This window comes from Chryseobacterium gregarium DSM 19109 (assembly GCF_000430845.1).
Taxonomy (GTDB): Bacteria; Bacteroidota; Bacteroidia; order Flavobacteriales; family Weeksellaceae; genus Chryseobacterium; species Chryseobacterium gregarium.
Genome location: NZ_AUMU01000020.1, coordinates 15,087 through 37,731, shown reverse-complemented (window position 1 = coordinate 37,731; position 22,645 = coordinate 15,087). Strand labels below are relative to the sequence as shown.

Sequence of the window (22,645 nt, the reverse complement as noted above, 5' to 3'; positions counted from 1 at the left end):
AATTATTTAATCAGGAAATTGAATTTATCCATATTCTTAAGGGCAATCCCTGTTCCTCGAACCACAGCTCGTAAGGGATCCTCCGCTACAAAAACAGGAAGACCGGTTTTTTTATGCAGCCTGTCTGCAAGACCTCTCAGAAGGGCACCGCCGCCGGCAAGATAAATACCGGTTTTGTAGATATCGGCCGCCAGTTCCGGAGGCGTCAAAGAAAGCGTTTCCATGACAGCATCTTCAATTCTGATAATTGATTTGTCTAATGCCCTGGCAATTTCCTTATAGCCTACCATGATTTCTTTTGGCTTACCTGTGATGAGGTCTCTACCCTGTACCGGAATATCCTCGATGTCAACGTCTAAGTCTTCAACAGCAGAACCTACTTCGATTTTAATTCTCTCTGCAGTTCTTTCACCGATGTAAAGATTATGGTGGGTCCTAAGATAATAGGCAATATCATTTGTAAATACATCACCTGCAATTTTCACGGATTTATCACACACAATACCTCCCAGAGCGACTACAGCAATTTCGGTGGTACCACCGCCTATATCAATAATCATATTGCCTTCAGGTTTCTGTACATCGATCCCTACACCAATTGCCGCTGCCATCGGCTCATAAATCAAACGGACCTCTTTAGCATTTACTTTTTGGGCAGAATCCCTTACGGCTCTCTTTTCAACTTCAGTGATCCCAGAAGGAATACAGATCACAATCCTCAACGCCGGCTGGATAAACCGCCCTTTAATCCCGGGGATTTTTTTGATAAATTCTTTAATCATGTGCTCAGAAGCATGGAAATCTGCAATCACCCCATCTTTTAACGGACGGATGGTTTTGATATCCTCATGAGTTTTACCCTGCATATGCTTTGCCTGCTCACCGACTGCAATCGGCTTACCCGTAGAGCGTTCAATTGCAACAATTGACGGCTGATCTATAACAATTTTATTATTATGGATGATAAGGGTATTGGCAGTACCAAGGTCTATCGCAATCTCTTGCGTAAACATATCGAATAAACTCATATTTCCTTCTGATTTTTTAAAGAGTTACAAAGATAGGAATTTAACACGACCAAATAAATTCCGCGAGCATATAATTTGGTTAAAATTTTATTAAAATTTGAGAGCCTTTATTAACTTTTAATTTAAGTATTTACATGATGTAATTTCAACCATATTCAAGATAAGATTGAACAAAATTCACCAATCCGGAAGCTAAAATTTTATGATTTATGACAAGAATTATGTTAATTTATTGTTATTATAAAGGCATTATCATTATTAATTTAATAATTTTCAATGTTAAAAACAATAATCTTTAAAATTTCATTATCAGGCTTTATTTTTGACAGAAATAGTTATTTACGATAATTATCATATACAGTTTCAGCGGACGGTTCAGTAAAAAAACCGTAAATTTGCGACGCTTATGTTACAGTATTCTAATATTCATCAGACATCGAATTTCGCAGTGCTTTCGGTCAGCTTTGAAAAGGCTGACGCAGAAACGAGAGGTAAATTTGCATTTTTTGACGAGAACATCAAAAGCTTTGTTTCCCGGCTTCATGATGAGAATTTAGGAGATGCCTTTGTGGTTTCGACGTGCAACAGGACGGAAATCTATACGACTTCCCCTAACTACCTTCTGGTTGCTGAAGAATACTGCAAAATCGTTGGGGTCAACCTGATGGATTTTCTTCCATTTGCCAATATTCTCACCAAAGAGGAGGCTCTGACCCATCTGTTCAGAGTGGCTGCCGGATTGGAAAGCCAGATCATCGGGGATTTTGAGATCATCGGACAAATTAAAAAAGCATACAATCGTTTCAGGAAGGAAAGAATAAACTCTAACCCTTTTCTGGAAAGAGCCATCAACTCTGCCATTCAGATTTCAAAAAGGATAAAAAACGAAACCGGGATTTCTAATGGTGCGGCTTCTGTTTCTTATGCAGCGGTTCATTATATCCTGAACAATCAGAAAAGGATCACGGAAAAGAACATTCTTCTTCTGGGAGTTGGCGAAATCGGGCAGAATACGGTAGAAAACCTGGTAAAGCATGTGTACCAGCCGAGAATCAAAATTACCAACAGGACACAGGAAACCGCAGAAAAAATTTCCGAAAAATATCATATTCCGCACATCGATTATGCAGATTTTGATCAGGAATTAAAAAATACGGATATTCTTATTGTTGCTACCGGCGCAAGGCATCCGATCGTCAATAAATCCCATTTCCCGAACGGAAAGGAAACGCTGGTGATTGATCTTTCCATTCCGCATAATGTTGAAAAAGATGTTACGGAAAATGAAAATGTAACGCTGATCGGGGTAGATGAGCTTTCCAAGCAGATCCAGGAAACCATCCAGCAAAGGGAAAAAGAAATCCCGAAAGCGGAAAAAATCATTAAGGAGATGACCAAAGACTTCCTTGAATGGGAAAAAAAGAGAAGACTTGCCCCGAATATCCATCATTTCAAAGCCGTTTTAAAGAATATGGAACGCAATGAAATGCATAATTTTTACAGAAAAAACAAATACATAAACATCACGGACATGGAACTTTCCGATAAAATGATTCAGAAAATCACCAACCGTTTTGCAAAATATATCATCGATAATCCTTTAAAAGCTGAAGAAATTAGTAAATTAATGCACGAAATATTAGTTGAACAACCAAATAATGAATTCAATGAAAAGCATTAGAATCGGAACCAGAAATTCCGCATTGGCTCTATGGCAGGCAAGAGAAGTTGCGAGACACCTCCAGAACAGCAATCATTTAACGGAAATTGTTCCCATCGTATCTTCAGGTGATAAAAATCTTACCCAGCCGCTGTACTCATTAGGCATTACCGGTATTTTTACCAGAGATCTTGATACGGCCCTGCTCAATGACGAAATTGACATTGCCGTGCATTCCCTAAAGGACGTACCTACACAATTGCCTGAAAATATTGAGTTAATTGCCCACCTGGAAAGAGATTTCCCACAGGATGTACTGATCAGAAAAGAATCGGCGAAAACCAAAGAGTTCCACGAACTTAAACTGGCGACCAGCAGCCTGAGAAGAAGAGCCTTCTGGTTAAAAAACTTTCCCAATGCCGAGTTTTCGGATATCCGCGGAAACATACAGACCCGTCTTCAGAAACTGGAAGATGAAGATTTTGATGCCACTATCCTATCTCTGGCAGGAATCAAGAGGATGAAAATGGACATTGATTATGAAATGCTTCCGTTTTTAATTCCAGCTGCTTCACAGGGCGTAATTGCCGTTGCCGGACATTCCGATAAAAAAGAAATCAACGAAATCCTTGGTTCTATCAATCACAAGCCCACTCAGATCTGTGTGGAAATGGAAAGAAATTTCCTGAGCACTCTGGAAGGCGGATGCACAGCACCTATCGGGGCTTTTGCTGAAATCTTTGATGACCAGATCCGTTTTAAAGCTGCACTTTGTTCACTGGACGGCAAAAACAGCATTGCCACTGATGAGAGCTTCGTGTATAATGAAGAAGAGAATTTTGGTGAAAAGTTTGCCAGAATTGTTCTTGAAAACGGAGGAAAAGAACTGATGGAAGAAATTAAAAATCAGATCTAATTCATTTTCAGATCTTAAACATCCGGGTTCCGGGCTCATCTTCGAAACTTTAATTGCATGAATATCTTATTTACCAAAAATATAGACCCTTCCGTTATATCCAAAGAATTAGGAGATGATGTGTCGGCTGCCTGTGTTGAGGTAATTAAGACCATTCCGGTTAAAGTTGATTCATTTGATCTAAAAAACCACTCCCTTATTTTTACCAGTGCTAACGGCGTAAAGTCTTTTTTCAAAAACGGTTTTCAGCCCAACGAAGATTTCACGGCAAAATATTACAACAGAATTTACTGCGTCGGCGAAAAAACAAAACGGGAACTGAGAAAAAACGGTTTCGGAACATTTAAAGTCCTGAAAAATGCAAATACCCTTTCAAAATTCATTGTCAAATATTGCCAGCAGGAAAAGTTCTTGCATTTCTGCGGGAATATTGCAATAAGCATCCTTGACAAAGACCTTCCGCTTCAGAATATCCAATATAAAAAAGTGGTTGTATACCATACCGAAGAAACCCATCCTCTGATAACTGAAAAATATCATGCTGCCGTTTTTTTTAGTCCGAGCGGAGTTCGTAGTTTTGCAAAACAGAATTCTTTTGATGACATGATGCTTTTTTCGATCGGGGAAACCACTTCCGGTGAACTTAGAAAATACACGTCAAAGCCGGTTTTTACTTCAGAAGGAAATAATTTACTGTCTGTTTTGAATCTAATCAAAACAAGGATTTTAAACAAAGATTGATATATTAATTGTCATTCATGGCAATTTAGTCTGATACATTATGATTAAAAACGACCTATATTTAAAAGCACTCCGCGGGGAAACCGTAGAAAGACCACCCGTTTGGATGATGAGACAGGCCGGAAGATACCTGCCTGAATTTATCGCGCTTCGTAACCAATATGACTTCTTTACCCGATGTCAGACCCCGGAACTTGCTTCTGAAATTACCGTTCAGCCTATCCGAAGATATCCTCTCGATGCGGCGATTCTATTCTCTGATATCCTGGTGGTGCCACAGGCCATGGGAATTGATTTTAAAATGAAGGAGAATGTAGGGCCATGGCTGGATACTCCGATCAGAACAATGGAACAGGTGCAGAATGTTGTGGTTCCGGATGTGAATGATACCTTAGGATATGTTTTTGATGCCATTGAACTGACTTTACAGAAATTAGACAATGAAATCCCGTTAATAGGATTTGCAGGCTCTCCATGGACAATCCTCTGCTACTGTGTGGAAGGAAAAGGAAGTAAAGCATTTGACATTGCGAAGTCTTTCTGTTTCCAGCAGCCGGAAGCGGCCCATTTACTGCTTCAGAAGATCACTGATACTACTATTGCTTATTTAAAGAGAAAAGTTGAAAAAGGTGTTTCTGCCGTTCAGGTTTTCGATTCCTGGGGCGGCATGCTGTCTCCGGCAGATTATCAGGAATTTTCTTGGAAATATATCAGTCAGATTGTGGAAGCGTTAAGCCCGCTGACGCATGTGGTGGTATTTGGAAAAGGATGCTGGTTTGCCCTGGACGAAATGACCCAATCGCCCGTTTCTGCTTTGGGCGTTGACTGGACAATTACTCCTGAAATCGCGAGAAAACTGACCAATAATTCGGTAACGCTCCAAGGAAATTTTGATCCTGCCAGGCTGCATTCTACGCCTGAGACCATTAAAAAAATGGTGAATGAAATGATCAACCGTTTCGGAAAGGATAAGTATATTGCCAATCTCGGACACGGAATTTTACCGAATATTCCTCTGGAAAATGCGGAGGCGTTCATCAGAGCAGTGGTAGACTGGAAACCAATGATTTAATAATATCATTACAGATTATTTAAATACAGATCCCTTTCAGAATAATTGAAAGGGATTTTTTTATAGTATAATCATACCAGCTTAAAATAGACAACTAGCAAAGATTTATTAAGATATCACATGAAAATCTGCCATGCTACCTGATAATTACACCTCTGCAGCCGGAGCCGAAACCTGGTCTGCAAAGTACTGCTCCAGGTCTTTCAGGGTTTCAGGGTTGGTTTGAATATCTTTTACCAGCTGACCTTTATTAACTACCACAATCCTGTTGCAGACTTCCGTAGTGTGGGAAAGGTCATGACTCGAAATAAGGAAAGTCACCCCATCCTGCTTGGACAATTCTTTAATTAGGTTTTTCAATTTAATCTGTGTGGAAGGATCCAGATTCGCAAAAGGCTCATCCAGAATAATAATTTCCGGATTCCCGATAATGGCCCCCACAATCCCTACTTTCTTCTGATTGCCTTTGGACAGATCCCGGACATATTTCCCGGAGTTCAAAATTTCCCCGTTAAAGAGGTCGTGGAACTGTTTCAGGAATTCATCTACCGAAGCTTTATTCTGACCTCTCAGCTCCCCGATGAAATAGAAATATTCTTCCGGCGTCAGATATCCAATCAGGAAAGAGTCATCCACAAAAGCGGAAACCTTATTCTTCCATGCTTCCGATTCATGAACTTTAATCCCATCGATGCTTACGAACCCCGTTGTTGCCTGAATCAGGTCCAGCATCACACTGAAAAGGGTTGTTTTTCCTGCGCCATTGTTTCCTACCAGCCCGAAAGTTTCACCCTTTGGGATTTCCAGGTGCTCAATATGTAAAACGGTTGCCTTGCCGTATGTTTTTGATAAGTTCTGTATAGTAATCATATTATTAATCTTTGTTTTTGAATGCTTCCAGTGTGCTGTATTTTTCTACTTTATAATGTCTTACGATAATATCGAAGATTTTTTCCCTGAATAAGAATCCAATTGCTCCCAGCACCGCCACACTTATGACGCCCGCTGTAATTCCGGAGAAGTGCTGAACCAATCCGAAAACAGCCATCGGCAAAATCATCTTCGGGATCAGCAGCAGTAAAGATTTCATGTTAAAACTGTTTTTCTGTCCGAATCTTTTTTCCTTGGAATTGAGATCAATCTGCGATTTGTTGAAAGCCCCGGACCAAAGGGTAAACTGTGAATTAACCCCGATGTTATAAATCCCTGCTGCAAAGAAGGCCAGGTACATTTCCCAGCCGAAGTAAGCATATAAAACCGCCAGAACCATTGAAGCAGCGGTTACGATATTCATCAGCCACCATTTTGCTTTCAGGTATTCTTTATAGGGAACGTTTAGCGTCATCATCAACGGATAATAAGAACTGTCAAAAGCCGGTACCCTCTGCCCGAACATGAACTGGAAACCACCCGTTACAAACAGTCCCATAAACATTGTCATGGCAGATGTTTTATATATTGGAGAGGTAAACATCAGCATGCCATAAAAAAGGAACATAAAGCTTCCCCATAGAATCCCTTTGGTTACCTTGTTCCGTTTCAGCATTTTAATATCATTGTTGATAAAAGTGCCGATGGCCCCGTATTTATTTAAAAAGGCAATATTTTCCGTTTTTCCCACTTCTTTTTTAGCTTCGAGGCCCTGATCCAGATAGAAAACTTTACGGATATGCTGAAAACAGATTTTCCATAACCCTAAAAACAGCATGAGTGAAATCACTGCGAAATAAGGCCTTTGGTAAAAATTATAAAAGAACTGTTCCGAATACTTGAGCACAGGAATAATATGGTAATAAGCGAAGCCCGTAACGGCCAGGAATACACACCCCACAGCAACTGCTACCGTTTCTTTATCATTAAAGAGGATATTGATAAAATTATTAAGATAAAACAGCAGGGAAACGCCGATAAACCAGCCTAAAACGCCGGTTGCACTGTATCCGTTAAACAAAGCGATCGCACAGAACGTAATGAAGAACAGGGAATTCAGCCAGCTGAAAACGGAAAGGAAGGTTTTGCTCAGCAGGTAATTCACCAGTGTTTTCTTAGAAATATTCAGGGTGAGAAACGGCTTGATATTCTGGGTTGGCATTTCCTGCCAGATGTATTTGGCAATCAGGTCAACAGCCCAGGCGGCTATTAGAAATCTGGATACTACCAGCAAAGGATTCTGATGCAGTTTTTCCTGAATATAGAAAAAAGCACCGAAGGCTCCGGCTACCAGACAAACCATAAAATAAAGGATCCCGATAAAACGGAGAATTTTCATGGCCAAATTGATTCCCAAAGAAGAACCCCTAAAAAAACTTTTGATTTCTAATCTGAGGAATTTAAAAAACATAGTTACTTTTTTTATATTAGTAAGGATAATCATAAAAATGTTACAGGCTTTCACCTGATCTGTCCGGAACTTACAGAAGAGTGCATAGTTTTCGGATAGTTTACAGGGAATAAATTACAAACTTCTTTACATCAGGAATGTTCCCTGCACCAAAAATTAATTATTTTTGAATGACAACAAAAAAGACTTATGAATAATCAGAAGCCTTATATATCTATATCATATTTAAATTTTAATTCATTAATTCCCGTGCCTGTGCCAGAGCAGCTTCTGTAATTTTACTTCCGGACAGTAACTGAGCAATTTCGTTGAGTTTTTCCTTATCATTCAGAGGGATAATTGTTGACTGGGTTTTCCCGGCAACGTCCTGTTTTACTACTTTATAGTTATTATTTCCTTTTGCAGCTACCTGCGCCAGGTGGGAGATAACGATCAGCTGCATATCAGTTGACATTTCACGCATCAGGTTACCGATTTCTTCGGCTACTTTTCCTGAAACCCCGGTGTCGATCTCATCTAAGATCAAAGTCGGGAGCTCATCGCTTTCTGCAATGATTTTTTTCACGGCCAGCATAACCCTCGATCTTTCACCTCCTGAAATAGCGGTCTGGATTGGCTTTAAAGGAAACCCGGAGTTCGCCTGGAACAGCAGCTGGATATTTTCTTTCCCAAAGGCATTAAAATCCTGGGCAGCCTGGAGCTGAATATCCACCCGTGCTTTTTCAAGACCTAATTTTTTAAGCAGGCCTTCCGCTTTTTTTATAAATATCGGAATGCTTTTTTTCCTGTTTTTGGAAAATTTTTCAGAAAGCGACTGAAGTATTTTTTCTTTTTTAACAATATTTTCTTCCACATCAGCAATATGGGCTTCCAGTTCAGAAGCCCCTCTCTGATCTCCGGCCAGATGATCCCTGATTTCTTTTAATTCTTCAATCCCGGAAACATTATGCTTTACAAGAAGCGCATTAATTCTGTTATTAAGCCTGGCAAGCAATGCCAGATTTTCGGGATTGATTTCTATTTTCTCAGCTTCGTCTTCAAGCTCGGAAATAATGTCTTTCAACTCAACAAAAGAAGTTTCCAGTCTTTCATCCAGCTCGGAAAAAGCATTTGAAACCTCTGCGATTTTTGAAAGCTTGTTTTTTGCTTCATTAAAGAAAGACAGGATCCCTATTTCTTCCTGATGAAAACGGGACAATACCATAGCCAGATTCTCAGAAATCATTTCAGCATTTTCCTGAACAGAAAGCTGATTCTGAAGATCTTCATACGCTACATCATCCAGATGGAGCTCTTCCAGTTCGTTCAGTAAAAATTCTTTGTAATCACTTTCTTTTCTGTTTTCGGAAAGCTGAACCTGAAATTTTTTAAGCTGGATTTTTAAACTCTGGAAATCCGAGAATACGTTTTTGTACTCTTCCATCATCTTTTTGTTCTCAGAAAGCCCGTCGATGATTTTAAACTGATATTCAGAAGTGAAAAGATTGGATGTTTCAAACTGGGAATGGATATCGATCAGCTGTGAAGACAGCTCTTTCAACACATCCAGAGTTACTGGTACATCATTAATGAATGCCCTTGATTTTCCGGAAGGCAGGATTTCCCTTCGGATAATGGTCTGATGCTCGTAATCAAGATCATTTTCGATAAAGAATTTCTTGAACTGATTATGTAGGGCAAATTCCGTTTCTACAATGCTTTTCTGTTGTGCGTTTGAGATGGATTTTACATCCGCTCTTTCTCCCAGGATCAGTCGCAAAGCTCCCAAAATAATAGATTTTCCGGCACCGGTTTCCCCGGTGATGACCTGCAGACCGTTGTTCAGTGATACTTCAAGCGTATCAATCAGGGCAAAGTTTTTAATGTAAATTCTCGAAAGCATTGATAATAGCGGTTACTTTAGCTATTGCAAATATAGAACTTTAGATTTCAGAATTCAAGATAAGATTACTGTTTCCATTTACTCCATCTGGCTTCTGTGTTTTTCGGGGAAAGGATGATCATTTCATTCTTCAGGTCACTTAGAACAATGCCTCCGTTGTTTCCTGAATTGAATATATTGAATATCTCATCCGCTTTGGCATCCATAAAAAGGTTAAAGAAATAAGCCTGCTGAAAAGAATTTTCGTACTGCTTCAACTGCATCAACGCATCAAAAATCACTTTTTTCGCGGCAGCCTGGTCCTGATTGAACAGATTATCCAGACCCGCTCTGTGGTAAGAGTACATGGTCGCACGCAGCTGGCTCCAGTTCGGGCTCAGGATCTCTTTAATCAGGATAGAGCGGCTCCGCGGTTCATTGATCTGTTTCCAGCCGTCATACGTATTCTGGGATTCTCCATTCTGGGCAATCTGCTGGGCTTTCTGAAACCATTGGGTTCCTGCCATCGACTGAAAGCTGTCGGCATCATAGCCTAAAATAAGATAGATATAAAAACTGATGACATCAATTAAGTTTTTCCCTGAAAACTGTCTTTCATTGAAGATCAGGTTTTCATTTTCCACATAATCAAAAGAAAATCTCTGATCCTGAAGATTGATCAGCGGAGATTCATAAGTGGTGTTGAAAACGGGACGTACCGCCTGTACCACAATGGTTCCCCTGAACCGGTTTCCGTCTCTTTCAGTGATCACAATGGCAAAATTGGATTTGATCTTTTCAAAATTCTGAAGTTTTTTCCCGGTCCAGCTGGTGTTATTAATGAAATCCCTTAAACTTTTCTCCAGAGCTTTGTAGGCCGACTGGTTACTTCCTCCCAGCTGCTGCGAGTTTACCTGGACAGTCGACAATAATTCCTGGGAAAAACCGGTACTGAATATAAAGAGAAGTAAAAATATACTTGAAATTTTTTTCATTTTTTATTAAAAATTAAGAACGGAAATTTATTAAAATTATTTTAAAAGCTGAGCCTCCACAAAATCCAGGATATCTCCGGCCACTTTGTCCTTAGATTTCAGGCTGAATTCCTGTTTCCCTGTTTTGGTAAATATTTTTATTTTGTTGGTATCGTTTTTAAATCCTGCGCCTTTATCACGCAGGGAGTTCAGAACAATCATGTCCAGGTTTTTCTTCTCCAGTTTCCCTTTAGCATTCTCTTCTTCATTCTGCGTTTCCAAGGCAAAACCTACCAGAAACTGATGCGTTTTTTTTTCTCCCATGGTTTTAAGAATATCCGGGTTTTTCACGAGCTCAATCGTCAGGTTCTCACCGTCTTTCTTTATTTTCTCCAAAGCTACTTCTTTCGGGGCATAATCGGCAACGGCTGCGCTTGCAATTCCGATATCCACGGTTTCGTAAAACTCAAAAACTTTGGCCAGCATTTCTTTTGCGGAAGTTACCTGATGAAGGTCAATATTATTTCCTTTGATTTTCTCGGAACTCGGGCCGGAAATCAGAATAACCTTGGCTCCTCTTTTTGAAGCTTCCTCCGCCAGAGAGAATCCCATTTTTCCGGAAGAATGATTACCGATGAACCGTACAGGATCAATAGCTTCATAGGTGGGCCCGGCAGTAATCAAAACGGTTTTCCCTTCTAACGTTTTTGCAGCATCTGAATTAAAAAAATCATCAATAACTTCTGCAATGGTTCCGGGCTCAGCCATTCTTCCCTGCCCTACCAGCCCGCTTGCCAGCTCTCCATGTTCAGCAGGAATAATATGATGTCCGAAACTTTCTGCCAGTTCCAGATTTCTCTTTGTGGAAGGATGGATATACATATCCAGATCCATTGCAGGGGCAATAAAAACAGGGCACTTTGCAGACATATAGGTTGCCATCAGCAGGCTGTCACACATCCCGTGGACCATTTTTGACAAAGTATTTGCCGTACACGGTGCCATCAGCATCAGGTCTGCCCATAAAGCCATTTCCACATGGCTGTTCCAGGTTCCGTTGTCACTGTAAAAGTCTGTGTACACCGGTTTTTTAGATAAGGTAGACAGGCTCAGCTTGGTCACAAAGTGTTCTGCATCAGCCGTCATGATTACTTGGACCTCAGCGCCTTTTTTGATAAAATCCCTGATCAGAAAATGAATTTTGTAAGCTGCAATTCCCCCAGAAACTGCGATGAGAATTTTTTTCCCGGAAAGACCCATTAAGTTTTAATTTTAAGAATACTAAATTACTTAATTTTTCTTATAAACCTTTGAAACAAGAAAGGTCATAAAGAAAAGATTTCCCTTATGACCTTAATTTATAAAAATATACTGATTCTTATTTTCTTTCTTCAGTCTTTCTGAAGTAAATATCTTCATTCAGCCATTCTTCGATAGCAATAGAAGTCGGCTTCGGAAGTTTTTCATAATGTTTTGAAATTTCGATCTGCTCTCTGTTTTCGAAAACTTCTTCCAATGTAGAATTGTGAACAGCAAACTCGTCAAGCTTATTATGCAGTTCCGTACGGATTTCAGCGTTGATCTGCTCCGCTCTTTTTCCCATGATAACAATCGCTTCATAGATTGAGTTTAATTTGCCTTCAATCTTATCTTTATCGTAAGTAATGGTATTTACTTCTGCTTTTGTATCTTTTACACTCATTTTGAGAATATTAATTTTATATTAAGTTCGCAAATTTACGAATTATCTTTGAATCTTGAAAGTGGCAGCAGGCGGAGGGGTATTAATCGCTGCACTGTCCCTCTGAATCTGCATTGCTTTCTTCTCAGCATCCATCTGATCTTTCATCTGCTGCTCGGTTTTAGACTTTTCAGTATTCTGCGCTTCCAGTTTTTTCTGTCTTTCCGTTAAAACGGCAATTCTTGCTTCAGTTTGTTTTTTCACCACGACAAAATCTTTCTTTTCTTTTTCAAGTTTCTGTCTGATATCCAGAGCTGTTTTGGCAACTTCCGTACCCGGCATTTCCTTTTCGATCTGTCTTGTAAATGCCAAAGCACTTTCAATACGCTCATCTTTAAGGTCATAAACTGATTTCGTGGCCAGCTCATAACGTGATTTTACGATATAATCATAGATCTGAGCACGAAGCTTTGTACTTGGAAAATCTTCCAGAACATTTTCCAACGCTACGTTCGCAGCCTTATATTCACCCATTTTGAAATACTGTTTCGCATTTTCGTAGGCTTTGACTTCCAGCTTGTAAGAAAGCTCGTCAATAAGGGTATTGATATTTTTAGATCTTTCTGAATTGGGATAGTTGTTCAGGAAATCCTGAAGCTCATTGATGGCCGACTGGGTAGTAGACTGATCAAGGTTATAGTCCATAGATCCTTCATAGTAGCACAATGCAGACATATAAGCCGCTTCTTCCGCTCTGGGATCTTTCGGGAAACTTACTGCAAAATTTTTGAACTGATGGCCTGCCAGTTTATAATTCTTATCATAGTAGTTGGCATAAGCCGTATTAAAGCCGACATTCGGGAAATCGTCTGTACCGGCAACTAGATTGGCCAGCCTGTCATAAAGTGCTAAGGCATTTTTCCATTTCTTTTTGGCAAAATTATCATTCGCTGCCTTTAAAATAAAGTTTTTGTCAGCACTTTTCATTGCTTTTTCCTGCCGGCTCACACAAGATGACAATACCGCTACAGCAAAAACACCTAAAATATATTTTTTCATATAAAAAATTCAACAGTTTTCGGATGATACAGCCGATTTACTAATTTGCAAAAATATAACTTTTTTGTCAATAGATTTTTTTTTATGATTATTTAACGCAATTTTAGTCTGCTGCATATCCTAAAATAGCAAAAACGCTCATTAAAAGATTCATTTTCACTTTCTTCTCGGCTTCTTTAGAATAGGTTTCCTCACTTTTATTGGGAACATAGAGCTCATAAAAATTCCGATTCCGGATAACAAATAAAGTAGACCCGATAATGGTGGTGAGAATATCTTCAGGCTTAGGCGTAAAAGTAAACACCCCGGAAGAAACCCCTTTTTTAATCACTTCATCCAGCTTTTTAACAAATATCTGGTAAAAATCCAGCAGTTCTCCTTTTACGGTATCAGTATGCCTGAGCTCCTGGGTTACGAATCCGTGAAAATAATTATATTTGAATAACTGTGAAACAATGTATTTAATGATCTCCTTCATCTGCATTTCCGGTTTCCCTTCTTTGATCGTATCGGCAAACTCAGAAAAGTTTTCCCTGGTTTTCTGCACTCTGTACTGATAAAGATAAGACATCATTTTTTCCTTAGATCCGAAATAATATGAGATCATCGCCACGTTGATATTGGCTTTTGAGCAGATGTCCCTTACGGATGTGCCCTCATATCCTTTTTTGGCAATCAGCTCTTCGGCAATATCTAATATATGGATTTGCTTTTCAGTAAATTTTTTCTTCATACAGTGCAGTTTTAGTAAAGTTAAGAAATTTTTAACAAACTTATAAACGTTCGTTTAATAAATAGGATGTAATTATAAATAATATTATTTTTGAAAATGGAGTTTTTTGATTTTCATCATCATAAAAAAAATATGCCAAACGGGATTTATAATCTCGGCTTACAGGCAGAACCTGTGAATTTTCCGTATTCCATAGGGATTCATCCTAAAGATATTGACGTCTCTGCTATTGAAGAACAGTTCTCGTGGCTGGAATCGAATATTACTGACCACTGCTTTGCTGTCGGCGAATGCGGGCTTGATTCTTTTGCAGAAACGGATCAAAAGCTCCAGAAAAATGTTTTTTTAAGGCAGATCAAGTTAGCCAACGAGATAAAAAAGCCTGTTATTATACATTGTGTAAAAAAGTTTTATGAAGTGATTTCCTTAAAAAAATATGCTGAACAGCCCATGATTATCCATGGATTTAATAAAAAACAGGGCATTGCCCATGATCTTCTCCATCATAATTTTTATCTGAGTTTTGGAAAAGCCCTTCTGTATAATTTATCTTTGCAAAATACTTTTAAAAGTATTCCTATTGATAAAATCTTTTTAGAAACCGACAATGAAGATTTCAATATCGGGGAACTGTATGGGAAAGCTTCGGAACTCAAAGGAATTTCTACGGAGAAAATGAATGAACAAATTTTAGAAAATTTAGAGACAATAAAAAATGGATAAGAAATGGCTGGAAAGAACGGAACTTCTTATTAAAGAAGAAGGTTTGGAAAAATTGAATCAGGCAAGAGTTCTGGTTGTCGGACTCGGTGGCGTCGGCTCCTTTGCTGCTGAATTCCTGGCAAGAGCCGGCGTAGGAAACATGACCATTGTGGATGGTGATACCGTAGACATCACGAACGTTAACAGACAGCTGCCTGCTCTGCATTCAACCGTAGGAAAACATAAAGTGGAAGTGGTGGCTGAAAGGCTTTTGGATATTAATCCTGACCTTCGTTTAACCAAAATCAATGAGTTCCTGAATCCTGAGAGAATGGATGAGGTCCTGGATTCTGACAAATTCGATTATGTATTAGACTGCATTGATAGTGTTACCCCTAAACTCTGCCTGATTCTCGCTGCCAAAAGAAGAAGGATAAAGATTGTAAGTTCAATGGGCGCAGGCGGAAAAACCGATCCAAGCAAAGTAATGGTCAGGGACATCAGCAAAACGGAACACTGTCATCTGGCAAGACAGGTAAGGAAGCGCCTTAAGAAAGAGAAAATTGACAAAGGGGTACGCTGTGTTTTCGCCAATGACATCCAGGATGAAGAAAGCCTCAAAATGACCGACGGAAGCAATTACAAGCGTTCTTTTTACGGAACCATAAGTTATATGCCTGCAATTTTCGGATTGTATACCGCTTCAGAAGTAATCAATCATCTATTGAAAAAAGAGTAATTTTAAAATCAGATTATATAAATTCAAGACTGTATTACATACCTGAAATTAATGAGCAAAAATAAAAGACTTATATTTACGCTCCGTAAATGACAAATTTCAAATATCCCAGAGCCGAAAAACTCAAGAAAAACACTGAGATCACTTTACTTTTCGAAAAAGGTAAATGGAAAACGCATGGGAATCTCAGAATTATTGTTTTGAAAAATAAGCCGGCCACTCCTGTAGACCATACAAAATTTGCGGTATCGGTATCTAAGAAATATTTTAAAAAAGCAGTTCACAGAAACCGGATCAAAAGACTTCTGCGCGAATGCTACCGCCTGAACAAGGAAATGTTCACAGAGGCTTTCGGAGATAAATCTATGGCCATGCTTTTTTGGGTCTCTGCGGAAATCCCACAGAAATTTCAGGATGTTGAAGCTCAGTTTATCAAACTCTGCCAGACTCAGAAAAAAGCTTAAAATTATTAATATTTCGGTTTAAAAATATAAAATACACTTTGCTTTTAAACATGCAGGTTAGCATGCCGACTTTTCATTTTCGGATGATGAGGTTTCTTTTTACAGGTGTCAGAAATAACAATACGCTTTCAGATCAGGAAAAATTTGTGAACTGAAGAATACATTTTTTGTATCTTTAAGCAGAACAATTAATCTGAAAATTAACATGTTGGACAATATTCCCTTTTTACCATATCTGCTGAGTGCATTTATCGGTATCGGCCTGGCAGCAGCTTCCGGATTCCGGGTTTTTCTTCCGATGTTTGCGGTAAGCCTGTCCTCCTATCTGCACTGGATTCCCATGAATGAACATTTTGAATGGCTTGCAGGACTTCCGACGCTGATTACCACCGGAATTGCTACCATTGTGGAAATCTTAGCCTATTATATTCCTTTTGTTGATCATTTGCTGGACACCATTTCGATTCCGATGGCTACGGTTGCGGGCTCGGTATTATTTGCCAGCCAGTTTGCAGATCTGGGGACGTTTCCTCAGTGGGCTTTGGCTCTGATTGCCGGAGGCGGAACGGCAGCCACCATCAGTTCAGGATTCGCAGGGCTTAGGGCTGCATCCACCGCGACGACCGGCGGACTCGGAAACTCTGTCGTCGGCACCGCAGAAACCGCAGGCGCAGGAATTATGGCCTTTATGGCTATGGCCGCTCCGGTGATTGCAGCGATCTGCGCCCTGGCAATCATTATTGCGGTTGTTGTTTTGGGGCGGAAAGCATGGCAGAAATTAAGCAGGCGTAAAAATACAGTTAATCATCAAACTTAAATAAAACCGGCGGAAAATTTCCCGCCGGTTTTATTTATGATTTTACTTTCTGTAACAATTCCGAAAATGATTCCAATCAGTCTAAAAACCGGTAAAAGAATCATTATTAGATAAAAAACTACCTATTTGGCTTTGAACTAAATCATTGTGGCTGAGATTTACGACACACCAAAAGACAACTGCAGTAAAAAGTATGTGAAAACAAGCCATTGATAAAAGGCTCATCATCATTTGCTATTGCTCCTGAAATCTTTTATTTCCTGTATTCTCCCTTTAAAATAAGCTTCTTTGTCGGGCATTTTCCCGATCAGAATTTCAAATGCCTTGATCGCTTTTGTATACAATTTCTGTTCAATATACAGATTCGCCAGGGTTTCCGTCATTAAGTGTGAAATGTCATCTCCTTTCTCTTTTACAACAAAGTTGACTTCATCCTTTAACTGACTGATTCTGGGATTTTTTTCAATGAAAGCCTCAATTACCTTTGTTTTGATTTCGACTTTCTCTTTTTCAACTTCTTCAGTCCTGTCAATTTTCAGCCAGCTTTGCCAGGTATTGATAAATCCCGGAATGTTGCTGTCGGTAGGATTAGAAAGAACTGCTGTTGCAGGAATTTCTTCTGTCTTCTTTTCGTGACTTTTCTCCTTATCTTCCTGTTTATTTTTTTCAGGCTGTGCAATACTCCATCCTGATCCAAAGAATGAAACATTCATTACCGGAACGTCTTCGTTACTTCTTGTTTCCGGCACTTCATCATCGTTGATCTGGTCTTCTTTCTTACTCTTTTCAGACTCTTCTAACAAACCCTCTGTTTTTGCAGGGGCATCTGCTGCAGGTAAGATTCCTTCCTGAACAGTTTCCACTTTTTCCTGAATTTTTTCGGAAGCGATTTCAGATTTTGGAGTTTCCTCTTTTGGCTGAGGAGCTTCCGCAGGTTTGCTGAGTAAAGAATCAGGAAGGTTGGACTCAAGTGACATGGGCTTCCATGCAGATTTTATCTCTGCCGTTGCTTTTTCTTTTTCAGTAACCTCCTCTACTTTTTGCTCTTCAATTATTTCAGGTTTAGTTTCTTTTGCTGAAACATTATCCTCTTTTGTAAGTTCATCTTTAATTTCCGGTTCGGATTGCTGTATTTCAAAGCTCTGGGTCTCCGCAAAACTGATGTCATGACGAATATTTTCAGGCTCTTCTTCTTTTTCTTTTTTAATTGTATCAGAAGCAGCCTTTTCTTTCATCTTTTTCTCGACTTTTTCAATCAGACGCCGCATTTCATCTTCATGTTTATTGCTGTTCGCCTGAGGAATCTCAGGAGTGCTGTTTTCTTCCGCCTTGTTACCCTGGATTTTTACTTCCGGCAGAAAAGATTCCATGCCGTGAAAGCTTAATTCGGAACCGTCCTGAACGGATTCCTTCTCTTTTTCTGAGGAAATCTCATTTTCATTAATTACCTTTTCTGAGGTAAATCCAGCCTGTTGGTCCGGATCTGTGTAATTAACAGAATCATCAGCTGTATCAGGCTCCTGAATTTCTTCCGCCTTATTCCTTTGAACCTGAGTTTCCCGAACAAAGCGTTCCGTTTCATGGAAATTTAATGCTGATTCGTCAAGCACCTCTTCTTTTTCAGGTTCAGAAGCAATTTGTTCCTCTTCAATAACCGTTTCGGGAGTAAATTCTTCTGCCGGCTTAGGTATATCCGTACTTTCAGCATGCTCATCAACAGCATCAGGCTCATGAATTTCGTCCATTCTACTGCTTTGAACCTGAGTTTCCGGAACAAAACGTTCCGTTTCATGGAAACTTAATGCTGATTTATCAAGCACCTCTTCTTTTTCAAGTTCAGAAGTAATTTGTTCTCCTTCAATAATCGTTTCAGGAGTAAATTCTTCTGTCGGCTTAGGTATATCCGTGCTTTCAGTATGTTTACCAACAGCATCTGGCTCCTGAATTTCTTCAGCCTCGTTGCTTTGAACCTGAATTTCCGGAACGAAGGGTTCCGTTTCATGGAAACTTAATGCTGATTCGTCAAGTATCTCTTCTTTCTCCGGTTCAGAAGTGATGTGTTCTTCTTCAATAACCGTTTCGGGAGTAAATTCTTCAGAACTTTCATGTACCGGGCCTTGAACCTGCGGATCTTTTTCGTCTGTCTGATCCTTATTTTCAGGAACAACAGGAAGTTCTGCTTTCCTTGGCTTCTGGGTAACGATGGACCCCGATTCCAAAGTTGATTCAAGATCAATCGTCTCTACGTCTTCATCCTCCAGGAAATTTTCCTCCCCTTCGAATAAAATCCTGTTCTTTTCACCATTAACGTATACCTGTTTGATTTCAGGCTTGGGCTCAGGAAGTATACGGGTATGTTCATTATCCTCAACGGCTTCTTTTTTAGCATCCGCACTTTCAGGCACACTTTCGGTAACCGGCGCATCTTCTCTTTTAAGGGGAAAACCTGAAACTTTCGCCTGTTGCAGAGGTTTTATCAATTTTTCTTCAGAAACAGGTTTATCCATGATGGATTCTGAAGGTATTTCAGGCTTAGCCCTCTGCTGAATTTTACCGTTGATCAGCTGATATAAAATCTTTTTGTCTGTGGTATAAGCAGCAGTCGTTGAAAGCACTTTCTGATAATTTTCCTTATCGTACCGGTGCACCCCATACAGGTATAAAGCCCTGATGTTCTGAATATAGGGAAAGGAATCAATTTCCTCTTTCAGAAGACTGAGATCCTCTGACTGAATGTTTTTCGGGGTTTTTAGTAATTCTAAGACTCTGTGATTCATCTTACCAGTTCGCTACAATATCGTTAAATATCTTATTAATAATTCTGTCTGTTGCTATTTTTACCTGAGAGCTTTCGATCTCGGACTGTGATAAATTGCTGTTAAATACAGCTTCATCAGAATAGCTTCTGTCAAAACTTACATCCGGGTGAAGTTTGTTTTCATAATGTACTTTTACTGTAATGGTCAGTTTGTTCTGAGATTCCTGAACAATTCCGCCGGTACTTTGATTGGTTACGGTATTGGAGCCAATGGTGGTGGGCGTAATCGAATAATCCGTGATTTCCCCTTCTACCAGAATATCAGGATTTTCTTTTGTCCCTTTTAAAGTGGTCCGCTGTAAAAACCGGTTCTGTATATCGGTAGAAAACTGCTGTGACAAGGTAGGGTTCACCAACGGAGCATTGTTTGGGAATTCACTGATCTGTATCGTTTTTTCATCGGTAAGCGAGGAACCGGTGAAACTGTAGCAGGAATTGAGAGTTCCCAGGCATACCAGCAGCATCCAGGCCAACCAAGGCAGCTCACGTTTTATCTTTTTAATTTTAAAATTCATTTTTAGATCCCGATTTCTTTTATTTCGTCATATTCAATCTGCTGCATCCCATCTTCCAGAGCAAAATACTGAGCCGTATATACAAATGGCATCGTAAATAAAAGACCGATACCACATGCTAAAATTCCTAAATAGCCTAAAATAGCAATGACCAGAATAAACAAAAACATGTTTAACCCATTTCCTTTCCCCATAATTACAGACATATTCCAGGCTGTTTTAACATCTGTAACGCCTCCCAGAGAAATTAATGCCACCATATAGAATGCTTTAATCATAACTACGAAGATCGCAGCATATACAAACAACAGGTAAACCATAGATATTATTCCTAGACCGGCAGAAGAATTTCCTCCGTTAGCCATTATCGGCATCAAGATAATCATTGGTATATAAATCAGAATCAGTCCGCCGATCAGAATTAACTGCATGGTAAAATACGGCATAAAATTATCGAAGTTAAAGATATCGCCGGTGCTTACCTTTTCCCCTTTGCGAAGACCTCTGCAATATCTGTAAAAATTCCCGATGCCCAATAAGCCGCAAAACGGAATGATCGACATCACAAAGCAAAGTAAGAAAGCAACAAAAAGATCTCCGAAGTTATTCTTTAGAAAATCATATCCGCTTCTGATATATTCGCCCATTTTGAAATTGACAGGCTTTGCATTTAGGTTCATCATATTATTTAATTTTATTCTTCAAGATTATATTGTTTTATTTTCCTGTACAGTGTCCTCTGTGAAATCCCCAATTCGTCCGCAGCTTTGTTCCTGCGTCCTTTATGCTTTTCCAGTGCTTTGATAATCAAATCTTTCTCATTATTCTGAAGGGATAATGATTCCGGTTTATTTTCTTCAATTTCAATATCTTCAATATCCTCGTAACTATCTTCCGGGCCTGACATAATGGTAGGATTCTGGACAACAGAATGATCATTACCGGTATTATTCTCAAAATACAACAATGAATTCGGAGCTACATTCTGCTGAGGCTCAGGCGTATAAATCCTGTTGATAAGGTTTTTCTCATGATTGCTCAAATCTGTATTCCCACGGTTTTTTATCAATTCCGAAGTTAAGGATTTTAAATCATTAATATCATTCCGCATATCAAAGAGAATTTTATACATAATTTCTCTTTCATTGCCGAAATCGCTTTGCTTCTGGGAACCCGGTGTGTTGACTACCATAGGAAGATGTGTTGCCATAGGAATATATTCCGCCAGTTTATCAGCCTTAACATGCCGTTCTCTCTCCACAACGGTCATCTGCTCTACCAGATTTCTCAGCTGACGTACATTTCCGGGGAAAGCATAATTTTCGATGTAGTGCACGGCACCGGATTCCAATTCCAGCTCAGGCATCCTGTATTTTTCCGCAAAATCTATCGCAAACTTTCTGAAAAGCAAATGAACATCCCCTTTTCTTTCTCTTAAAGGCGGCATATCAATCTGTACCGTATTCAGGCGGTAGAACAAATCTTCACGGAACCTTCCGTCCTGAATGGCCTTCATCATGTTCACATTGGTGGCTGCAACAATTCTTACATTGGTCTTCTGAACCTGAGAAGAACCTACCTTCATGAATTCTCCGCTTTCCAAGACCCTTAACAGGCGGACCTGGGTCTGCAAAGGCAGCTCTCCTACCTCATCAAGAAAAATGGTTCCGCCGTCTGCCACTTCAAAATATCCTTTTCTGGTAGCTGTTGCTCCTGTGAAGGCCCCTTTTTCATGTCCGAATAATTCGGAATCGATAGTCCCTTCCGGAATGGCTCCGCAGTTGACCACAATATATGGCTGGTGTTTTCTTTTAGACTCTGAATGAATGATTTTCGGGATAAATTCTTTCCCGACACCGCTTTCCCCGATAACAAGAACCGATATGTCTGTGGGGGCCACCTGGATGGCTTTTTCCAAAGCACGGTTTAAAGCCGGAAAATTACCGATAATTCCGAAACGGTTTTTTATATTTTGTAACTCGATATTCATAGTAATTTAGATTATTTTTTTTCTACAGTCCTATTGTTCTGCCGTAGAAATTAAGTTAATGGGTTGAAAAATGATTTTTATTTCTTTTTATTAACTCATCAAACTTAAATAATCCTTGTTTCTGATTTTTGAAACTTTTGTTTTAAAATATAAAATATCAGCGAAGACATAGACTTTGCTGTTTTTTTCGAAGTTCTTCAGAAGCTGGTCATGCTTTTCTTTTTCAGACAGACCTGTTCCTGCTGCATTCTGATAGAAGTGGGTTCGTGTTTTTATACAGACAATGTTCCCGATAAGATCTGCTGCATTCTGTTTCTGACTGATGGCCAGATGACCTTTCTGATCTTCTTTTACACTAAGTTTTTGTGAAACGGTATCATCATGATTTAAAATCTGATGATACAATTCATACAGCTGACTGCAGTCTTCATTTTCAAAACATCCTGTTGGAGCCTGTGCTGAAGCATTACTGCATATGATCACCAACAAAACACTAAGGCAATATTTCTGAAATTTTTCCATTGTCAAATTGTA

At 39.4% G+C, this 22,645-nt stretch carries 22 protein-coding genes; 8 read left to right on the top strand and 14 right to left on the bottom strand.

Going from position 1 to position 22,645, the window contains the following annotated elements; genetic code table 11:
- Window positions 1-2: 2 nt before the first annotated feature.
- Window positions 3-1,028: a rod shape-determining protein gene (locus H561_RS0118580; RefSeq protein ID WP_027388364.1), complete on the bottom strand. Its 1,026-nt coding sequence runs from the start codon at window positions 1,026-1,028 to the stop codon at window positions 3-5.
- A 406-nt stretch (window positions 1,029-1,434) separates the two neighbouring features.
- Between H561_RS0118580 and hemA the strand changes: the two genes are divergently transcribed.
- Genes hemA through hemE form a run of 4 tightly spaced genes read left to right on the top strand, consistent with a single transcriptional unit; the run spans window position 1,435 to window position 5,417 of the window.
- Window positions 1,435-2,709, top strand: a complete 1,275-nt coding sequence (hemA, locus tag H561_RS0118575) for a glutamyl-tRNA reductase (RefSeq protein WP_027388363.1) — start codon at window positions 1,435-1,437, stop codon at window positions 2,707-2,709.
- Window positions 2,696-3,604, top strand: a complete 909-nt coding sequence (gene hemC / locus H561_RS0118570) for a hydroxymethylbilane synthase (protein ID WP_027388362.1) — start codon at window positions 2,696-2,698, stop codon at window positions 3,602-3,604. The genes hemA and hemC overlap by 14 nt, the downstream gene beginning before the upstream one ends.
- Window positions 3,605-3,661: 57 nt before the next feature.
- A complete protein-coding gene (locus tag H561_RS0118565) occupies window positions 3,662-4,345 on the top strand; it encodes a uroporphyrinogen-III synthase (RefSeq protein ID WP_027388361.1) in 684 nt (227 codons plus the stop codon).
- 40 nt (window positions 4,346-4,385) lie between these two features.
- The gene (gene hemE, locus H561_RS0118560) at window positions 4,386-5,417 is read left to right on the top strand and encodes a uroporphyrinogen decarboxylase (protein ID WP_027388360.1); all 1,032 of its coding nucleotides are present in this window, start codon (window positions 4,386-4,388) and stop codon (window positions 5,415-5,417) included.
- 147 nt (window positions 5,418-5,564) lie between these two features.
- Here the strand turns inward: hemE and H561_RS0118555 are convergent, their stop codons facing one another.
- The 8 genes from H561_RS0118555 to H561_RS0118520 all read right to left on the bottom strand — a co-directional run bounded on the left by H561_RS0118555 (window position 5,565) and on the right by H561_RS0118520 (window position 14,066).
- Window positions 5,565-6,287, bottom strand: a complete 723-nt coding sequence (locus H561_RS0118555) for an ABC transporter ATP-binding protein (protein WP_027388359.1) — start codon at window positions 6,285-6,287, stop codon at window positions 5,565-5,567.
- Window positions 6,288-6,291: 4 nt separating this feature from the next.
- Window positions 6,292-7,758 (bottom strand): DUF5687 family protein, encoded by a 1,467-nt coding sequence (locus H561_RS0118550; RefSeq protein WP_027388358.1) that lies wholly within the window; start codon window positions 7,756-7,758, stop codon window positions 6,292-6,294.
- A gap of 232 nt (window positions 7,759-7,990) precedes the next feature.
- Window positions 7,991-9,640 (bottom strand): DNA repair protein RecN, encoded by a 1,650-nt coding sequence (locus H561_RS0118545; RefSeq protein WP_027388357.1) that lies wholly within the window; start codon window positions 9,638-9,640, stop codon window positions 7,991-7,993.
- A 65-nt stretch (window positions 9,641-9,705) separates the two neighbouring features.
- Window positions 9,706-10,614, bottom strand: coding sequence for a type IX secretion system protein PorD (gene porD, locus H561_RS0118540; protein WP_027388356.1), 909 nt, complete (start codon window positions 10,612-10,614; stop codon window positions 9,706-9,708).
- Between the two features lie 36 nt (window positions 10,615-10,650).
- Window positions 10,651-11,853 carry a bifunctional phosphopantothenoylcysteine decarboxylase/phosphopantothenate--cysteine ligase CoaBC gene (gene coaBC, locus H561_RS0118535; protein ID WP_027388355.1) on the bottom strand — a complete coding sequence of 401 codons (1,203 nt, stop codon included), beginning with the start codon at window positions 11,851-11,853 and terminating at the stop codon, window positions 10,651-10,653.
- 118 nt (window positions 11,854-11,971) lie between these two features.
- Entirely contained in the window at window positions 11,972-12,295 is a 324-nt protein-coding gene (locus H561_RS0118530) for a DNA-directed RNA polymerase subunit omega (protein ID WP_027388354.1), read from the bottom strand.
- A gap of 42 nt (window positions 12,296-12,337) precedes the next feature.
- Window positions 12,338-13,333: an outer membrane protein assembly factor BamD gene (locus H561_RS0118525; RefSeq protein WP_027388353.1), complete on the bottom strand. Its 996-nt coding sequence runs from the start codon at window positions 13,331-13,333 to the stop codon at window positions 12,338-12,340.
- A 103-nt stretch (window positions 13,334-13,436) separates the two neighbouring features.
- On the bottom strand, window positions 13,437-14,066 hold the full coding sequence (locus H561_RS0118520; RefSeq protein WP_027388352.1) for a TetR/AcrR family transcriptional regulator: 630 nt from the start codon (window positions 14,064-14,066) through the stop codon (window positions 13,437-13,439).
- A 132-nt stretch (window positions 14,067-14,198) separates the two neighbouring features.
- On the opposite strand from H561_RS0118520, the gene H561_RS0118515 reads away from it, so the two are divergent.
- From H561_RS0118515 to H561_RS0118495, 4 genes are all read left to right on the top strand, one after another.
- Complete coding sequence (locus tag H561_RS0118515) at window positions 14,199-14,789, top strand: TatD family hydrolase (RefSeq protein ID WP_228372305.1); 591 nt, start codon at window positions 14,199-14,201, stop codon at window positions 14,787-14,789.
- Window positions 14,782-15,507: a tRNA threonylcarbamoyladenosine dehydratase gene (locus H561_RS0118510; protein ID WP_027388350.1), complete on the top strand. Its 726-nt coding sequence runs from the start codon at window positions 14,782-14,784 to the stop codon at window positions 15,505-15,507. The genes H561_RS0118515 and H561_RS0118510 overlap by 8 nt, the downstream gene beginning before the upstream one ends.
- 89 nt (window positions 15,508-15,596) lie before the next feature.
- Window positions 15,597-15,971 carry a ribonuclease P protein component gene (rnpA, locus tag H561_RS0118505; protein WP_027388349.1) on the top strand — a complete coding sequence of 125 codons (375 nt, stop codon included), beginning with the start codon at window positions 15,597-15,599 and terminating at the stop codon, window positions 15,969-15,971.
- Between the two features lie 205 nt (window positions 15,972-16,176).
- The gene (locus tag H561_RS0118495; protein ID WP_027388348.1) at window positions 16,177-16,788 is read left to right on the top strand and encodes a DUF4126 domain-containing protein; all 612 of its coding nucleotides are present in this window, start codon (window positions 16,177-16,179) and stop codon (window positions 16,786-16,788) included.
- 227 nt (window positions 16,789-17,015) lie between these two features.
- On the opposite strand, the gene H561_RS0118485 is transcribed toward H561_RS0118495, so the two are convergent.
- The 5 genes from H561_RS0118485 to H561_RS0118465 all read right to left on the bottom strand — a co-directional run bounded on the left by H561_RS0118485 (window position 17,016) and on the right by H561_RS0118465 (window position 22,633).
- Complete coding sequence (locus H561_RS0118485) at window positions 17,016-19,565, bottom strand: hypothetical protein (RefSeq protein WP_027388347.1); 2,550 nt, start codon at window positions 19,563-19,565, stop codon at window positions 17,016-17,018.
- Between the two features lies 1 nt (window position 19,566).
- Window positions 19,567-20,121 (bottom strand): LptE family protein, encoded by a 555-nt coding sequence (locus tag H561_RS0118480; RefSeq protein WP_027388346.1) that lies wholly within the window; start codon window positions 20,119-20,121, stop codon window positions 19,567-19,569.
- A 2-nt stretch (window positions 20,122-20,123) separates the two neighbouring features.
- The gene (locus tag H561_RS0118475; RefSeq protein ID WP_027388345.1) at window positions 20,124-20,804 is read right to left on the bottom strand and encodes a hypothetical protein; all 681 of its coding nucleotides are present in this window, start codon (window positions 20,802-20,804) and stop codon (window positions 20,124-20,126) included.
- Window positions 20,805-20,815: 11 nt separating this feature from the next.
- A complete protein-coding gene (locus H561_RS0118470; RefSeq protein WP_027388344.1) occupies window positions 20,816-22,111 on the bottom strand; it encodes a sigma-54 interaction domain-containing protein in 1,296 nt (431 codons plus the stop codon).
- A 90-nt stretch (window positions 22,112-22,201) separates the two neighbouring features.
- Window positions 22,202-22,633: a hypothetical protein gene (locus H561_RS0118465; RefSeq protein ID WP_027388343.1), complete on the bottom strand. Its 432-nt coding sequence runs from the start codon at window positions 22,631-22,633 to the stop codon at window positions 22,202-22,204.
- Window positions 22,634-22,645: the final 12 nt, after the last annotated feature.